14 protein-coding genes (1 of these 14 only partly in view) are annotated in these 14621 nt (G+C 50.8%); 4 read left to right on the plus strand and 10 right to left on the minus strand.

Annotation, left to right across the window (positions count from 1 at the left end):
- Nucleotide 1: 1 nt before the first annotated feature.
- Genes AB432_RS23435 through AB432_RS23445 form a run of 3 tightly spaced genes read right to left on the minus strand, consistent with a single transcriptional unit; the run spans nucleotide 2 to nucleotide 3133 of the window.
- Nucleotides 2-886: a dihydrodipicolinate synthase family protein gene (locus AB432_RS23435; RefSeq protein ID WP_048034325.1), complete on the minus strand. Its 885-nt coding sequence runs from the start codon at nucleotides 884-886 to the stop codon at nucleotides 2-4.
- Between the two features lie 31 nt (nucleotides 887-917).
- Nucleotides 918-1943: a 4-hydroxyproline epimerase gene (locus AB432_RS23440; RefSeq protein ID WP_048034326.1), complete on the minus strand. Its 1026-nt coding sequence runs from the start codon at nucleotides 1941-1943 to the stop codon at nucleotides 918-920.
- The gene (locus AB432_RS23445) at nucleotides 1940-3133 is read right to left on the minus strand and encodes an NAD(P)/FAD-dependent oxidoreductase (RefSeq protein ID WP_048034327.1); all 1194 of its coding nucleotides are present in this window, start codon (nucleotides 3131-3133) and stop codon (nucleotides 1940-1942) included. Before AB432_RS23445 ends, AB432_RS23440 begins: the two co-directional genes overlap by 4 nt.
- Nucleotides 3134-3267: 134 nt before the next feature.
- Here AB432_RS23445 and AB432_RS23450 point away from each other — a divergent pair, with 134 nt between their 5' ends.
- The gene (locus AB432_RS23450) at nucleotides 3268-5028 is read left to right on the plus strand and encodes a sigma-54 interaction domain-containing protein (RefSeq protein WP_048034328.1); all 1761 of its coding nucleotides are present in this window, start codon (nucleotides 3268-3270) and stop codon (nucleotides 5026-5028) included.
- A gap of 656 nt (nucleotides 5029-5684) precedes the next feature.
- Here AB432_RS23450 and AB432_RS23460 read toward each other — a convergent pair.
- The 7 genes from AB432_RS23460 to AB432_RS23490 all read right to left on the minus strand — a co-directional run bounded on the left by AB432_RS23460 (nucleotide 5685) and on the right by AB432_RS23490 (nucleotide 13212).
- Nucleotides 5685-6401 carry an ABC transporter ATP-binding protein gene (locus AB432_RS23460; RefSeq protein ID WP_048034329.1) on the minus strand — a complete coding sequence of 239 codons (717 nt, stop codon included), beginning with the start codon at nucleotides 6399-6401 and terminating at the stop codon, nucleotides 5685-5687.
- Entirely contained in the window at nucleotides 6398-7174 is a 777-nt protein-coding gene (locus AB432_RS23465; RefSeq protein ID WP_048034330.1) for an ABC transporter ATP-binding protein, read from the minus strand. Before AB432_RS23465 ends, AB432_RS23460 begins: the two co-directional genes overlap by 4 nt.
- Entirely contained in the window at nucleotides 7137-8144 is a 1008-nt protein-coding gene (locus tag AB432_RS23470; protein ID WP_048034331.1) for a branched-chain amino acid ABC transporter permease, read from the minus strand. The genes AB432_RS23465 and AB432_RS23470 overlap by 38 nt, the downstream gene beginning before the upstream one ends.
- Before the next feature lie 3 nt (nucleotides 8145-8147).
- Nucleotides 8148-9050, minus strand: a complete 903-nt coding sequence (locus AB432_RS23475) for a branched-chain amino acid ABC transporter permease (protein ID WP_048034332.1) — start codon at nucleotides 9048-9050, stop codon at nucleotides 8148-8150.
- A 38-nt stretch (nucleotides 9051-9088) separates the two neighbouring features.
- Nucleotides 9089-10234, minus strand: a complete 1146-nt coding sequence (locus AB432_RS23480; RefSeq protein ID WP_048034333.1) for a branched-chain amino acid ABC transporter substrate-binding protein — start codon at nucleotides 10232-10234, stop codon at nucleotides 9089-9091.
- A 21-nt stretch (nucleotides 10235-10255) separates the two neighbouring features.
- Nucleotides 10256-11923 (minus strand): peptide ABC transporter substrate-binding protein, encoded by a 1668-nt coding sequence (locus AB432_RS23485; RefSeq protein ID WP_048034334.1) that lies wholly within the window; start codon nucleotides 11921-11923, stop codon nucleotides 10256-10258.
- A 221-nt stretch (nucleotides 11924-12144) separates the two neighbouring features.
- The gene (locus AB432_RS23490) at nucleotides 12145-13212 is read right to left on the minus strand and encodes a M24 family metallopeptidase (RefSeq protein WP_048034335.1); all 1068 of its coding nucleotides are present in this window, start codon (nucleotides 13210-13212) and stop codon (nucleotides 12145-12147) included.
- 147 nt (nucleotides 13213-13359) lie between these two features.
- On the opposite strand from AB432_RS23490, the gene AB432_RS23495 reads away from it, so the two are divergent.
- The 3 genes in view from AB432_RS23495 to AB432_RS23505 are tightly spaced (each overlapping or abutting the next) and all read left to right on the plus strand, a layout consistent with a single transcriptional unit that may run on beyond the window.
- On the plus strand, nucleotides 13360-13632 hold the full coding sequence (locus tag AB432_RS23495) for a (2Fe-2S)-binding protein (protein WP_048034336.1): 273 nt from the start codon (nucleotides 13360-13362) through the stop codon (nucleotides 13630-13632).
- Nucleotides 13629-13964 carry a (2Fe-2S)-binding protein gene (locus tag AB432_RS23500; protein WP_017252217.1) on the plus strand — a complete coding sequence of 112 codons (336 nt, stop codon included), beginning with the start codon at nucleotides 13629-13631 and terminating at the stop codon, nucleotides 13962-13964. The genes AB432_RS23495 and AB432_RS23500 overlap by 4 nt, the downstream gene beginning before the upstream one ends.
- Nucleotides 13961-14621: the 5' portion of an NAD(P)/FAD-dependent oxidoreductase gene (locus AB432_RS23505; protein ID WP_048034337.1), read on the plus strand. Its footprint extends 545 nt past the window's final position; the window shows 661 of its 1206 coding nt (coding positions 1-661); it begins with the start codon at nucleotides 13961-13963; its stop codon lies off the right edge, out of view. The genes AB432_RS23500 and AB432_RS23505 overlap by 4 nt, the downstream gene beginning before the upstream one ends.

Genomic DNA, 14621 nt, shown 5'->3' on the forward strand with positions numbered 1-14621 from the left:
CTTACCGTCCGCTTGCAGCGCCGACAGCGTAGTCAAACGCCTTTTTAATGCCTGCGTAGTATTCTTCAGACAGCGGCAAACGCGGCGGACGAGTCGGCCCTACTGGGAAATTCGCCAGCTCCATCATGTATTTAATCGACTGTACCAATTGTGGACTCGCATCGTAGTGGAACAGTGGCAACAAACGACGATAAAGCGCTTGTGCTTCACTGAGCTTGCCTGCCCGTGCCAGACGGAACAGCTCTACTCCTTCTTTTGGCAGCGCATTCGGCACACCCGAAATCCAGCCTGTTGCCCCGATCAAGCCGCCCTCCATGACGAGATCATCTACACCAACCATCACTTCCAAGTCCGTCTGGGCGAGAATGTCCTGTATGCGGCGTACATCACCGGAGAATTCTTTCACAGCGACGATATTTTCGAACTTCGCCAGTCTTGCCAAAATGTCCGGTGTCAGGTCGATTTTGTAGTCGTGAGGATTGTTATAAGCAATAATCGGCAGCCCGACAGTGTTCAGTGCCTCGTAGTGGGCAAACACTTCATTTTCCAATGGCTTGTAGTTAATCGGGGGCAAGGCCATCACGCCTGCTGCTCCCGCATCCTTGGAGAATTGCACCCATTCCACTGCTTGACGAGTAGACGGAGCAGCAGAGCCTACGACCACCGGTACTCGACCTTTTGCGGCAGCGATCACGGTATGAATGACTTTTGCCCGCTCTTCTCCTGTCATTGTTGCGTATTCTCCCAGCGAACCGGATGGAACCAATCCGTCTACGCCCTCCTGAATCAACCAGTCACACAATTCTGCCAAACGTTTGTAATCCACCTCATAATCGTTTGTAAACGGCGTGACAATCGCCACGTACACCCCTTCAAATCTTGCCATTTTCATTCTCCTCTCCCATTTGGGTTTTGTTTTAATGATCCGTTGCGGCTGGGATGAGTAAAAAGCCATTCGCCAACTCGTCTTCCGGATTGTAAAAAATCGTATGCTTGCCCATCAGCCAGGCCGAGCCTGCAATTCGGGTGATGACAGCAGGCAGCCCCCCTTCCTCCGTCACCTCCAGCACTCTTCCTGTAAACAGAGAACCGACGATGCTCTCATGCACAAACGGTTCGTCTATCCCGATCTCCCCTTTAGCAAACAGGGTCGCCAGCTTGGCGGAAGTGCCGGTTCCACATGGCGATCGATCTATTCCGCCCGGGGGTACGACGACGGTATTTTTCGCATCCGCTCCCGGATTGTCAGGGGACGTATAGAACTCCACGTGGGTCAATCCGCGTATAAACGGCTTCTCTGGATGAACGATCTCCATGACCTGATTAATCGCTTTTCGAATCGTGACAGCCGTATCGACAATGGTGGATGCATGGGCTGGCGTCAGTTCGAGATTGAGCTTGCGTGCATCTGTGATGGCATAAAAGTTTCCACCGTACGCAATATCGCAGGTCACCGCGCCAATCCCTTCTACTTCTACAGTCACATCTTTTTCATAGAGGAAGGCTGGAATGTTCACAAACGATACTTCCTTGGCTTTCCCTCCCTCTACCTGTATGTCTACCACGACCAGTCCTGCTGGCGTATCGAGCGTAAGCTTTGTCACCGGCTCAGTCACAGGAATCATGCCTGTCTCCACCAGCGCGGTACATAGACCGATCGTATCGTGACCGCACATCGGCAAGTATCCGCCTGTCTCGATATAAATCACGCCTACATCTGCATCCGGATGGCATGGGTCAACGATCAAGGCCCCAGACATCACATCATGCCCGCGCGGCTCATACATCAAAAACGTGCGAATCCAGTCGTACTCGGCCTTCATCTGGAGCATTTTTTCTCCCATCGTGCCTCCGGTAAGCTTTGGCAGACCACTGATTACCGTGCGGGTAGGGTTTCCCCCGGTATGCGTGTCAATGGTGGTAAACACCCTCGTTGCTTTCATGGATGCAACACTCCTTTTTTCGTAAACCGGTCCAATCGCAGCGGCTCTGTCGGAATGATCGTGTCTGTCTGATCGACTAGCATCTCGGACACCAGCTTGCCTGTGACCGCAGCCAGACTGATTCCATCTCCTTCATGACCTGCCGCGATGAAGTAACCGGGAACTTCCTCTACGCGAGAAATAATCGGCAAGTGATCCTCTGTCCACGGGCGTAAACCGCAATACGTGCGGATGATAGCGAAGTCGGCGATCTTCGGATAAAAGCGCAGTGCCCTTCTCGCCATGCACCTGACGACATTCAGATCAATCCGCGTATCGAAGCCTACAAACTGACGACTGGAGCCAATCAAGAAGTTCTGGCTTTCTGTCGGTTCAAAAACGAGCGCGACTCCGTACTTCTCTGTCTCCTCGTCTACTTGTCGCACGCCGCCAAACTTCGAAATGAGATAGCCGAACTCCATCACCTTTCGTACGCCGACAGGCATCTGTCTCGAGGCGACGATCAAATGCCCTTTGCGCGGAACGATCGGAATATCCACCCCGACCATTTCGCCAATGACTGGCGCCCACACCCCCGCCGCGTTGACGACCTGCTTGGCTGTCATGCTGCCTGTTCCAAGCCCGATGTGAAACGTTCCCGTCGCCTGATCACGTCTGAGCGACTTGACCTCAGTACGGCGCATGATCCTCGCTCCATGCTTTTTCGCTCCTTCAAACAGGGCAAAGGTCAGCATATACGGATTGACGGTAGAATCGGTGGCGCACTCCAAGCCTCCCAGCAAGTCGTCGGCAAAGTAAGGCGACTCCTGCCGAATATCCGCCCGGTCCAGCATCCGAAACGGCAAACCTGCTTCTTTTTGCCGTCGCACCCATTCATGAGCGGCTTCCATCTCAGCCTCAGATTCGCAGACGAGAATACTCCCCGGTGCCCGATATTCAAACGTATGGTCCAGCTCCCGGCTTAGCTGATCAACGAGCATCTGGCTTTTCAGAGACATCTGACTGTCAAAGCCGGGGTCCTTGTCAATCGCCAAAATATTCCCGTCACAGCGCGAGGACGTCCCTGATGCCAGCTCGCCTTTTTCCAGGACAACGACATCCAATCCAGCCTTCGCAGCGTAATACGCAATCGCCGCACCGATGATGCCACCGCCGATTACCGCAATCTGCACATGGGTTTGTACTGTCATGCTGATTCTCCTCAAATGCGTTTTCTGCTACTCTCTTCCTCTTTTTTGCAAAAGCCATGCCAATCGTTCCAAGCGAGATTTCCAAAATATTTCGTCTAAATTCTTTGACAACTGAGAGAGCGAATGTATAATAAATGAGAAAATGTTCAAAATTTTATACACTTGAACAACCTCTTTTAAAAGGGATGATCGAGTTGAATCACAAACTTCCTGCCTTAACCGAGTTGATCCAGACAAACATGCGGATTTTCAACGATCAAGAACTTCTCCCTCCTCCATTGGACGAAACGATTCCTGTTTTTGCCCAGCATCAAACCGGCTGGCATGTCGCCGATTCCACCCATTTAACCACCCATTTGACGATCGATTGTACACAAGCCCCTTGGGAATCAACTGCTGTGATGACACTGGATTCAACATTGGCCGACGCCATCCGTCTGTTCGCTACTCACAACTATCTCCTGATCGAAAAACAGCCTGGAGTCCCTGTCGGCTACCTTCATCGAGGTGCAGTCATACAAGCGATTTTTGCCTCGTACGAGATCTTGGAAGCGTATTTCGAGACGATGATCAAAACCATGGATGCATCCATATCCGTCATTGATGAAAAAGCACGTGTGATGGTTTGGACAGAAGGCGCTGAACGAATCTTTTCCTTGAAAGCAAAAGAAACGATTGGTCGCCCGATCACCGAATTTTTCCCGCTCGAAATGCTCGAAACACTCAAATCTCTGCAAAGTGGACAGTCTCTCTACCGTCATCAGCATCAGCCGCGGGAGGATCTCGTCGTGCTCATCAATACCAATCCGATCTATTTGCATGACAAAATCATCGGTGCTGTCGCGGCGGAAACCGACATCACGAGCCAGGTCCGACTAAACCAGGAGCTGTTGAACGCCAATAAAAAAGTGAATCATTTGCAGCAGGAAATGGCGAAGCTCAGTCCGACCCATGATCCATTTGCACAGATCAAGGGAACGAGTCTCCCCATTCGCCATGTCAAGTCCATGATCCAAAAGCTCAGCGCTACACAAGCAACCGTCTTGATCACAGGGGAAAGCGGCGTCGGCAAGGAGCTTTTCGCCAAAGCCGTGCATGATGTACGGGAAGGCTCCAATGCGCCCTTTATCGCCATCAACTGCGGTGCGATTTCGCCTACTTTGTTTGAAAGCGAGCTGTTCGGGTACGAAAAAGGTGCCTTTTCTGGTGCGGATCAAAAAGGGAAAAAAGGAATGATTGAGCTGGCACGTGGAGGAACGCTGTTTCTCGACGAGGTTGGAGAGATGCCGCTCGATATGCAAGTGAAGCTGCTTCGTGTGCTTCAAGAGAAAAAGTATTATTCGGTCGGAGGGACCAAGCAGATTGAGGCGGACTTCCGCGTAGTTGCCGCCACGAATAAAAATTTGGAGGAGTTAGTGAAGGAAGGGAAGTTTCGTCAAGACCTGTTCTATCGGCTCAATGTTGTGACGCTGAAAATTCCTCCGCTTCGCGAACGCATTGAAGATACGATTGAGCTCGCCCACTTTTTTCTCTATGAATTCTCTTTACGTTACAACCGACCCATTCATGCCATCTCGCAAAATGTGATGCAAAACCTGCTCCAATATGACTGGCCAGGCAACATTCGCGAGCTGCGAAATGCCATTGAACGATTGGTGGTATTTGCGACAGACGGAATTATTAAAGAAGAGGATTTGCCGTATTCCTTGCAAGGTCAGACGAAACAGGTCCCGATTGAGCTCCCTCCCGATCTTTTTTCGTTGCAAGAAGAAATCGAAGCGCATGAGCGCCGCGTCATTTTGCGAGCCATCGAGCTGGAAAACGGCAACAAGCAAGCCGCTGCGAAAAGACTTGGCATATCGCGGGCCACTCTCTATAACAAATTGGGGAAGTAAAAAATGTTGTCCTTTAACGGTTGTGCATGGGGGAGCCCTGCCACATGTTTTCCAGTCGCCTGTATCCTCTCTTCGTTCGGGCGGTCTCCTTCCAAACATGTGACAGGGCTTTCGAGCGGTAAGTGTTCATCCGACTTTTCAAACCTTTCTTAGGGTTAATCAAGGTAGATCCTTTGACTAGCGATCATCTTGAATTATCGACTGTGAAGTATGTGTGGTTCATTTGGAAATTTAATGCTCGCGTCTATTCCTTCTTGGATCGACTTGCAATCATTTTTCAGCAAAGCCGCGTAGGAAGAAGCGGATTTCCAGTCCAAGCGCCTCTGGAGCCCATCCCAGCGTAGGAATGAATGGCGGGGAATTTCAGCTTCACTTATGGAATACTTCTTCGAAACTGCTACGTTTGAAGCGCTCCCGCCGTTCATTCCAGAGCGTCCAGTCAATCCCCTTGCGGGGCGTAGGCCGAAGCGTAGACTGGAAATACGCTTCTTCCCTCCACTACAGCCGCTTCTTACACGCCAAAAACGCACGCCAACGCGAACAAAAATCTGGAAACCTTCGCCCCTCTTTGGGCGGCAACACCTCAGACAAAATACGGATCAATTCCATGGTTGATTCCTCCTTTGTCGTCAGGCACGTAAAGCCGTGCAGTCGGCCTACGCACCCAAATACGCCTTGACGATCGAATCATCGGCCCTGAGAACGTCCGCCTTATTTTCCATGACGATGCGCCCTGTCTCCATTACATAGCCGCGATGAGCAAGCTTCAACGCTGCCTTGGCATTTTGTTCGATCAAAAGGATCGTCGTTCCTTGCCTGTTTATTTCTCTGATGATATTCATGATCTCAGCCACAATAATCGGGGCGAGCCCCATCGACGGCTCATCTAGCATCAAGAGCTTTGGACGTGCCATGAGACCGCGGCAGATTGCGAGCATTTGCTGCTCGCCTCCACTCAACGTACCTCCCATTTGTTCACTTCGCTCCCTCAATCGGGGGAACAGCGCGAAAGCCTGCTCAATCCCCTCTGCGATGACCGCCTTCTCTTTTCTCTGTGTAAAACCGCCTAGCTCCAAATTTTCACGCACAGTCAAGCCAGCAAAAATACGCCTGCCTTCTGGTACATGGATGATGCCTGCCTCGACAATTTGGTGAGGAGCACAGCCTACGAGACTCTGTCCATGAAGCAAGACATCTCCACGGCTTGGTCGAACGATTCCAGAAATCGTTTTGAGTGTCGTGCTCTTGCCAGCACCATTGCTGCCTAGTAAAGCGACAATCTCTCCTTCATGCACGTGCAGGTCGATGCCTTTCAGCGCTTCAATTTTCCCGTAAAACAAATGAATGCCGCGGATTGTCAAAAGTGGTGTCATATCGCCTCCTCCTCCTTTCCCAGGTAGGCTTCTACGACACGCGGATTGCTGAGCACATCCTCGGGAGTTCCCTCTGCGATCTTCTGTCCGTAGTCGAGGACGATTACTTTTTCCGAGATTTTTTTGATCAAACCGATATCGTGCTCGATGATCAGCACTGTCAACTTGTAGTGAGTGCGTATTCGCTTGATCAAAGCAATCAGGTCTTCCTTCTCCTCAAAATTCAGCCCCGCAGCAGGCTCATCGAGGAGCAACACTCGCGGCTTGGTAGCCAGGGCCCGTGCGATTTCCAAATAACGCTGAGCGCCATACGGCAAGTTTTTGGCAATACGCCAGCAAGAGTCTTCCATCCCCACGAAACGAAGACAGTCCCTTGCCGTATCCTCGATCAACTGTTCCTCCAGGCGCTGTGCCCTTGTCTGCCAGAGTGCTCCCCAGACGGTTTGGCTCGTGCGGCTATGCATGCCTGATTTGACATTATCCAAGACCGTCAAATTCGGAAACAGCCGCAAGTTTTGAAACGTTCGCGCCATGCCGAGCCGTGTGATTTGGCTTGGCTTTTTTCCCACGAGCTGGTTTCCTTCAAGGATGATCTGCCCCGCAGTCGGACGGTAAAATCCGGTGATCATGTTGAAGACGGAGGTTTTCCCCGCTCCATTTGGGCCAATGATACTGCTGATCGAGCCTGGACTGATAACAAAAGACAAATCGTTTACCGCAGTCAGACCGCCGAATTTAAGCGTTACATTTTTCACTGTCAAGCTTGACGTCATTACCGCTGCCCCCTTCCGTAACCTCCTCGGTCTCGCCACGACTAGCGCCTCGTTTCATCTCATAGCGGGCAGGCCACAGTCCTTGGGGGCGAAACAGCATCATCGCGACCAGCGCGGCACCGAAGATCAAATACCGCCAATCTTCCACTGAGCGTAGCAGCTCCGGTAACGCTATGACCAGCACTGCACCCAAGACGACGCCGGGAATGCTGCCCAAGCCTCCCAATACCACTGCCAAAAGAATCATAATGGACTGGGTAAAGCTAAAGCTGAGCGGCGCAATCGCACTCATTTTGACAGCAAAAACAGAACCAGCCAAACTCCCGATGACAGCACCGATCGAATACGCCAGCAGCTTCATATTAATCCGGTTAATGCCCATCGCCTCTGCAGCATCCTCGTCCTCGCGGATATACATCCACGCCCTGCCGATGCGGGATGTGCCCAACCGTTTTACAGCCACGACCGTCACAACCGCAATGATCAAGATCAAGTAGTAAAAGTCGATTTGGCCGCCAAGAACATAACCCCCAATAGAAGGACGCGGGATTCCATAAATGCCTGAAGCTGATCCGGTAATAGTAAGATTAATCGCTAAAATACGAATGATTTCCCCAAAGCCGAGGGTGACGATTGCCAAGTAGTCACTGCGCAGCCGAAGTGTTGGCGCCCCGATGATCACACCCACAATAGCCGCAAATATCATGGCCACAGGCAAGGTCAGCCAAAACGACCATTGATAGACCGTCATCAGAATGCCTGTCGTATAAGCGCCTACGGCAAAAAAGGCGGCGTAGCCCAAGTCGAGTAATCCGGCAAAGCCGACTACCACATTCAGCCCCTGGGCCAAGACAACGTAGAACAAGGCAAGTGTCGCAACATCCAGCCAGTAGTTATTGGACAAAAACGGCAGTACACACGCGACGGCGAGCAACAGGACAACAGCGATTATTTTTCGAGATGGGTTCATCCGCTACATCCTCTCTGTCACTTTCTCACCCATGATGCCCGTTGGCTTCAATACGAGAATCAAGATCAACAGGGAAAACGCCACGACGTCCTTCCATGAACCGCCGAACATAAATGTTCCGGCCGTCTCCATCATCCCGAGCAGCAGCCCGCCCAGCATCGCTCCTGGAATGCTGCCGATTCCCCCCAACACCGCTGCCGTAAACGCCTTGAGCCCAATGATAAAGCCCATCATGAAATTGACGGTTCCGTAGTAAGCACCTGCCATCGTACCTGCACCTGCTGCCAACGAAGCACCGATGAAAAAGGTCAAGCCAATGACTTTATGCACATGGATGCCCATTAAATGACAAGCCGTCTGATCGAGCGCAATCGCCCGCATAGCCTTGCCGTACAGCGAGCGATTGATGAACAGATGCAAGCCCAGCATCAAAAGCGCCGCGATGATGACTAGACCGATTTGGACATACGTGATTTTGGCTCCAAGCAGACTAATGCCGTCGTGAGAAAGCTGCAAGGGATACACTTGATACTGCGCCCCCCAAACAATCATCGAGCCGTTTTCCAAAAAGAGCGAGACACCAATTGCCGTAATCAGGATAGAGAGCCGTGGAGCCAACAGGAGCGGCCGATAAGCCACCCTCTCGATCCCCATCCCGAAGACGCCGACAATCACCATCGTCAGCAATAAGACAATCAATATTCCCATCAAGCCTGCCCCGGAAGAGTCTCCTCCGAGCACGCTGAGCAAGGTATAGCCGACAAATGCACCGAGCATGTACAAATCGCCATGCGCGAAGTTGAGCAGCTTGATAATGCCAAAAACCATCGTGTAGCCCAAAGCGATCAAACTGTAAAAAGCACCGATGACCAGTCCGTCCGCCAGTGTTTGGACGAGAATATCCATTTCTCCACCCTCCTTTGAGGCAATGATTGACGTATGCCCTACTTCGCTAACATGAACTTGCCACCCGTCACTTTCAAAACGGCGAAGTTGGAGGTATCCAGTGTATTTTGGGCGTTGAACGAGATCGTTTGTCCGAGCGCCTTGAAATCCTTTGTTTCTTTGATCGCTTTTTTGATGGCGTCATGATCAGTCGAGTTCGCCCGCCCGATCGCATCTGCCAGCAGATTGACCGCATTGTAACTCAACGCTGAGAAAGGCCCCGGTGCCAAGTTGTTGTACGCCTGCTTGTACGCACAAGTGAACGCTTCTGCCCCCTCGATGAATTCCGCTGTAGGGGTCGCGGTAATCAATAGCCCTTCCGCATTGTCTGCACCAGCAATCTTGATAACGTCCTCACTGAATGAGCCATCGCCTGCGAGGAATAGACCGGATACGCCTTTTTGCTTGAATTGCTTGACCATGAGTCCGCCAGCCGCATAATAACCGGTAAAATAAGTCGCGTCCGGCTGGAGGCCTTTTATTTTTGTAACCAGCGCACTGAAATCTTTTTCTTCGGGATTGATTGCTTCGTATGCAATGACGGTTCCGCCGGATTTTTCAACGGATGCTTTGGCAAAATCGGCCAGGTCTTTGGCGTAGGCAGAATTGTCATGGATGAGCACAACTTTTTTCGCTTGGTTCGCTGCCATGTAATCTGCTGCGGTTTGAGCTTGATCTGGGGTTAGGCCATTGATCAAAAAGAGGGTGTCATAGCCTTGAGCGGGCAATTTGGCGGAATTGGCTGCGGGAACGATCATGGGAATGTTGGCATTTTTGAATACACCCGATGAGGGTAGTGTCGCACCTGAGCAGTAGCCACCGACGACAGCTACTACGTTTTGAGAGACTAGCTTATTGGCTGCTGTCGTCGCCATTTGTGGATCGCAGCCATCATCAGCCACTTCAATCTTTAATTTTTTCCCAAGAACTCCACCGCTGTCGTTTATTTTTTTGACAGCCATTTCGATTGCGTTTTGCATGTCTTTTCCATCCGTTGCATTGTTACCAGTTACTGGTAAAACCACACCAACGAGTATCTCCCTAGCGTCTGCACCTCCAGTAGAAGCTCCTTGATTGGCACATCCCGCTATAGCCAGCGACAGAGTCAACGTCGCCGCGACTATCACGCTTCCCCATTTTTTCATAGCCCATCCCCCATTCGAATATTATTCGATTGATGCCCATTTCCAGTCGATTGCGCCTAGTCCATCCTGGAAGATTCCTTTTACCTTGTCATTCTTCACCCATGTATGCGTATAGAAGTAGATCGGCATTATCGGCATTTCGTCCATCATGATTTGCTCGGCTTCACGCAAAATCGCCTGGCGCTTTTCCGGATCACTCTCGGTGGCCGACTGATTCAGCAGCTCTTTGAATCTCGGATTCTCCCAACGCGTATCATTGTTTCCTCCGTCCTTTTCCTTGAACAGCTCCAGGAAGTTGATCGGATCGTTGAAGTCACCAGACCAGCCGAGACGACCGACCTGATAGTTGCCCTCGTGCATGGTCTCGAGGTACACCTTCCATTCCTGATTTTCCAGCTTCACATCTGCACCAAGGTTTTGGCGCCATTGGTCCTGAATCGCTTCTGCGATCTTTTTATGCCCTTCGGACGTGTTGTAGCTGAGCTTGATTGGCGGAAGTTTAGAGAGGCCCAGCTCTTTCATTCCTTCTTCTAACAGCTTTTTGGCCGTTTCTTGATCATTGTCTTTGAAATAACCGTCCGTATTGAGTCCCATTGTCGGAGGAACTGCCGCCATCGCTGGCTGCTGATTCGCTTGGAGTACGTTGTCGATCAAGATTTGACGGTTAATGGCGTAGGCAAAAGCTTTACGAATCTTCACGTTATTGAACGGAGGTTTCTCAGTATTGAACTTGTACCAGTACGTAGCACCGACAGGCTTCACTTGCAGCTTTCCACTGTCTTTAAGCGCTGGCATCGCATCTGTTGGCAATGAGCTTAACGGACTGCCTGCCCAATCAATCTCGCCGTTTTCGAACATGGACAGCTCTGTGTTTTCATCCTCCACCATCGAGAACTCGATCTTGTCCAGCTTGACACTATCTTTGTCCCAGTAGTTGTCGTTTTTCACGAGTACCATTTTGCTTTTGTGTTCCCAAGACTCCATTTTGAATGGACCATTTCCTACGTGTGTTTTAGCTTCTCCAGCCCATTTTTCATCTGCCTCGACTACCTTTTTATTTACCGGGAAATAAGTTTGGAAGGCAGTTAGCTCCAGAAAAAACGGGGTTGGATTCGTCAACTCTACTTGGAGGGTCTTGTCATCCAATGCTTTTACGCCGACATCATCCAAGCTGCCAGTCCCTTTGTTAGCCTTCTCTGCATTCTTGATGTAATAGAGCTGGTAGGCGTAATTGGACGCTGTCTTCGGATCAAGAGCTCGCTTCCACGCGTATTCGAAATCGTGCGCAGTTACCGATTCTCCGTTGCTCCACTTGGAGTCTCTCAGCTTGAAGGTGTATGTTTTCATATCACTCGATACTTCAATCTTCTCGGCTACTGCTTCCTCGGGTTTGCCCGAAGGCCCGATACGTGTCAATCCATCAAAAACTGCTTTGACGATGGCAGCAGAGGTCGTGTCTTCCGCAAGCCCAGGATCACCTGTAGGTGGTTCGGAGTGAAGATTCCAGCGAAGAACTTGTTCTTTTGCTGGTTCTTTAGTTGTGGTGGCAGGTGCTGGCTGCGAGCTCGACTGTCCACTCTGTGTTGCTTGCTCGGCTGGCTTCGCTGCTGGCTGTCCTCCTCCACATCCTGCCAACGCTAATCCCATGACTGCCAGGCTACTCATTACCGCAAACATACTTTTTTTCATTTGATCAACCCCCATTATTCTGTCGTTAAGAGATGGTTTTCAGAATTATCAGAATGCAAGAGGTGTGCCAAAATTGAAGGCGGCAGTGGCAAAGTTCTAGAGACGGTTGTTGTAAATTTTCTTGTACACTGTAGTGCTTTTTGTGTTTCAAATCTTAGACACCGCTGTTAAACAAAAAAAGCCCCAGCCCATTTACTCGGCCAAGACTTTTGACTCTCCATTTACAAAATGATCAATTCACGCGGTGAATGTGTCAGCACCTCATTGCCACTCTCTGTGACAACCAGATCGTCTTCGATACGGACTCCACCAAGCTCTGGGATATAAATCCCCGGCTCCACGGTCAAAATCATGCCTTCTTGGAGAACAGCGGTGCAACGAGTAGACATAAATGGCTCCTCATGAATATCGAGGCCCACTCCATGTCCCATCCCATGTCCAAATCGCTCGCCATAGCCGTGCTCCGTGATGTAGTCCCGTGCGAAGGCGTCTGCCTCTTTCCCGGTAATGCCAGGACGAATGCCTGCAACAGCCCGATTGCGTGCTTCCAGAACGATCTCGTAGATGGCTTTGAGCTGTTCATCAGGAGTGCCAACAGCAACCGTACGGGTAATATCAGAGCGATACCCTTGGTACAATGCGCCAAAGTCTAACGTGACCATATCTCCCGCTTCAATCATTTTTTCACTCGCTACACCATGTGGAAGTGCGGAACGATAACCAGAAGCAATAATGATGTCAAAAGCAGAGCCCGACGCCCCTTCCTTTCGCATGAACATTTCCAATTCATTAGACACGGCAAGCTCTTTGATACCAGGGCGCAGAAAAGAAGTAATATGGGAAAATGCCGCATCGGCGATTTGTGCAGCCGTTCGGATGATCGCCAGTTCTTCCTTTGTCTTAATCATCCGCAAACCCTCAATGACACCTGACGTCGGAATGAAGGCTGATTGGACGGCCTCGATGTATTTGCGATGCAGAGCAAACGAGACATTCTCCTCCTCAAAGCCAAGATGGGTGATCCCCATCGCTTTCGACTGGCGCGCTACTTCACTGTATACGGATTCTTTTGTCGGCAAATAAACGATCTCAAAGCCTGTTGCTTGTGCTTGCGCTTGGGCTGTGTAACGGAAATCTGTGAAGAGCTTGGCCTGGTCCCTTGAAATGAGGACAACTCCGTATGTACCTGTAAAGTTTGTGAGGTATCGGCGGTTTTGTCCATTGGTGATCAACATCCCGTCGATCCCAAGTGAATCGAATTGCTCACGCAGTCTTGTTACTTTTTCCATCTCTGTCATCCCTCTTTTGTTTGTCGTGATTGATCAAGTTCTTTGAGAATATTCAGCAAGTATTGTGCCAGCCAGGACGATCTCACTCGCTTCTCCATGGCACGACACTTGCATTTTTATCAAGCAAGAATGAAAGGAGGCTTCATCATGGAATCGCATCCATTGATTATCTGCCGTTGTGAAGAAGTAACTCTCGCTGAATTGGTAGAGACCGCTCAAAGCTACCAATGTACCGCACGCGAGCTAAAGCTACGGACCAGAGCCGGCATGGGCTGCTGCGGTGGGAGAACCTGCCGCACATTGATCGATCAGGTCATTCAGCAAGTAACTGGCCAAGCGCCTTCTCATACTGTACCTCTTGGATACCAACCGCCTATTCGTTCTGTCTCATTTCAAACGCTCGGGGGGCAACGGGCATGAGTCAACGAATTGATCACCATCCAGTCCTCGGTTCACTCGGGGACAGAAAGCAGCTTCCTTTTTATTATAACGGCTCTGTCTATACGGCTTACGAAGGCGAAACGATTGCGGGAGCCCTATTGGCCGCAGGGGTACGTACGCTTCGGGTGCATGAGGAAAAAGGAACTCCGCGAGGAATTTACTGCAATATCGGTCACTGCTATGAATGTCGCGTCCATGTAGATGGTGTCCCTACCGTGCGTGCTTGTATGACGCTTGTGCAGGAAGGCATGCAAGTGAATGCGGGTTCTATCCTTCCTACTCCCTTGAAAAAAGGAGGACATGGTGCATGATCGACCTTCTTATCATCGGGGCTGGACCTGCGGGTTTATCCGCAGCAATTGCAAGTGCCAAACAGGGATTGGCTGTTCGTGTAGTCGATGAGTTTTATCGCCCTGGAGGCCGCTTGCTTGGACAGCTTCACGAAGAACCGGACGGTGTATGGTGGAATGGACTGGATGAGGCTGCTCGTCTCACGCAAGAAGCGATTGAGCTTGGCGTAGAGATCCGTTGTGGCGTTTCCGTGTTCCATTTGACCCACTCTCAAGATGGCTGGATTGTTTCTACCACAGTGGGGGAAATGATAGCCCCGTTGCTCCTGATCGCAACGGGAGCTTCTGAAGCAGCCGTACCCGTGCCAGGCTGGACGTTACCTGGCGTGATGTCCATTGGAGCGGCTCAAGTCATGACAAATGTGCAGCGCGTGCGAGTAGGACAACGCGGGGTAGTCATTGGAATCAATATCTTATCGGTGGCGATATCCCGGGAATTGCAGTTGGCCGGGATTACGGTGGATCGAATGATTCTCCCACCTAGTACAACTGTCAGTGGCACTGCGTGGCAACCACAAGCGGTGATGCAATCCTTATTGCGCGTCGCCCATCTGGCCCCTTCTCTGTTGATTCGTATGGGGAGCAAAATGATGGGAAATTCATGGATGCAAAAGCTGG

The organism is Brevibacillus brevis (genome assembly GCF_001039275.2).
Lineage (GTDB): Bacteria > Bacillota > Bacilli > Brevibacillales > Brevibacillaceae > Brevibacillus > Brevibacillus brevis_C.

Bases quoted from the DNA above. Each gene is read 5' to 3' on its own strand.
- AB432_RS23485 (WP_048034334.1), bottom strand. From the start codon at position 11,923: ATGAAAAAAAGTATGTTTGCGGTAATGAGTAGCCTGGCAGTCATGGGA.
- AB432_RS23435 (WP_048034325.1), bottom strand. From the start codon at position 886: ATGGCAAGATTTGAAGGGGTGTACGTGGCGATTGTCACGCCGTTTACA.
- AB432_RS23460 (WP_048034329.1), bottom strand. From the start codon at position 6,401: ATGACACCACTTTTGACAATCCGCGGCATTCATTTGTTTTACGGGAAA.
- AB432_RS23465 (WP_048034330.1), bottom strand. From the start codon at position 7,174: ATGACGTCAAGCTTGACAGTGAAAAATGTAACGCTTAAATTCGGCGGT.
- AB432_RS23475 (WP_048034332.1), bottom strand. From the start codon at position 9,050: ATGGATATTCTCGTCCAAACACTGGCGGACGGACTGGTCATCGGTGCT.
- AB432_RS23490 (WP_048034335.1), bottom strand. From the start codon at position 13,212: ATGGAAAAAGTAACAAGACTGCGTGAGCAATTCGATTCACTTGGGATC.
- AB432_RS23495 (WP_048034336.1), top strand. From the start codon at position 13,360: ATGGAATCGCATCCATTGATTATCTGCCGTTGTGAAGAAGTAACTCTC.
- AB432_RS23450 (WP_048034328.1), top strand. From the start codon at position 3,268: ATGAGAAAATGTTCAAAATTTTATACACTTGAACAACCTCTTTTAAAA.
- AB432_RS23445 (WP_048034327.1), bottom strand. From the start codon at position 3,133: ATGACAGTACAAACCCATGTGCAGATTGCGGTAATCGGCGGTGGCATC.
- AB432_RS23500 (WP_017252217.1), top strand. From the start codon at position 13,629: ATGAGTCAACGAATTGATCACCATCCAGTCCTCGGTTCACTCGGGGAC.
- AB432_RS23470 (WP_048034331.1), bottom strand. From the start codon at position 8,144: ATGAACCCATCTCGAAAAATAATCGCTGTTGTCCTGTTGCTCGCCGTC.
- AB432_RS23480 (WP_048034333.1), bottom strand. From the start codon at position 10,234: ATGAAAAAATGGGGAAGCGTGATAGTCGCGGCGACGTTGACTCTGTCG.
- AB432_RS23440 (WP_048034326.1), bottom strand. From the start codon at position 1,943: ATGAAAGCAACGAGGGTGTTTACCACCATTGACACGCATACCGGGGGA.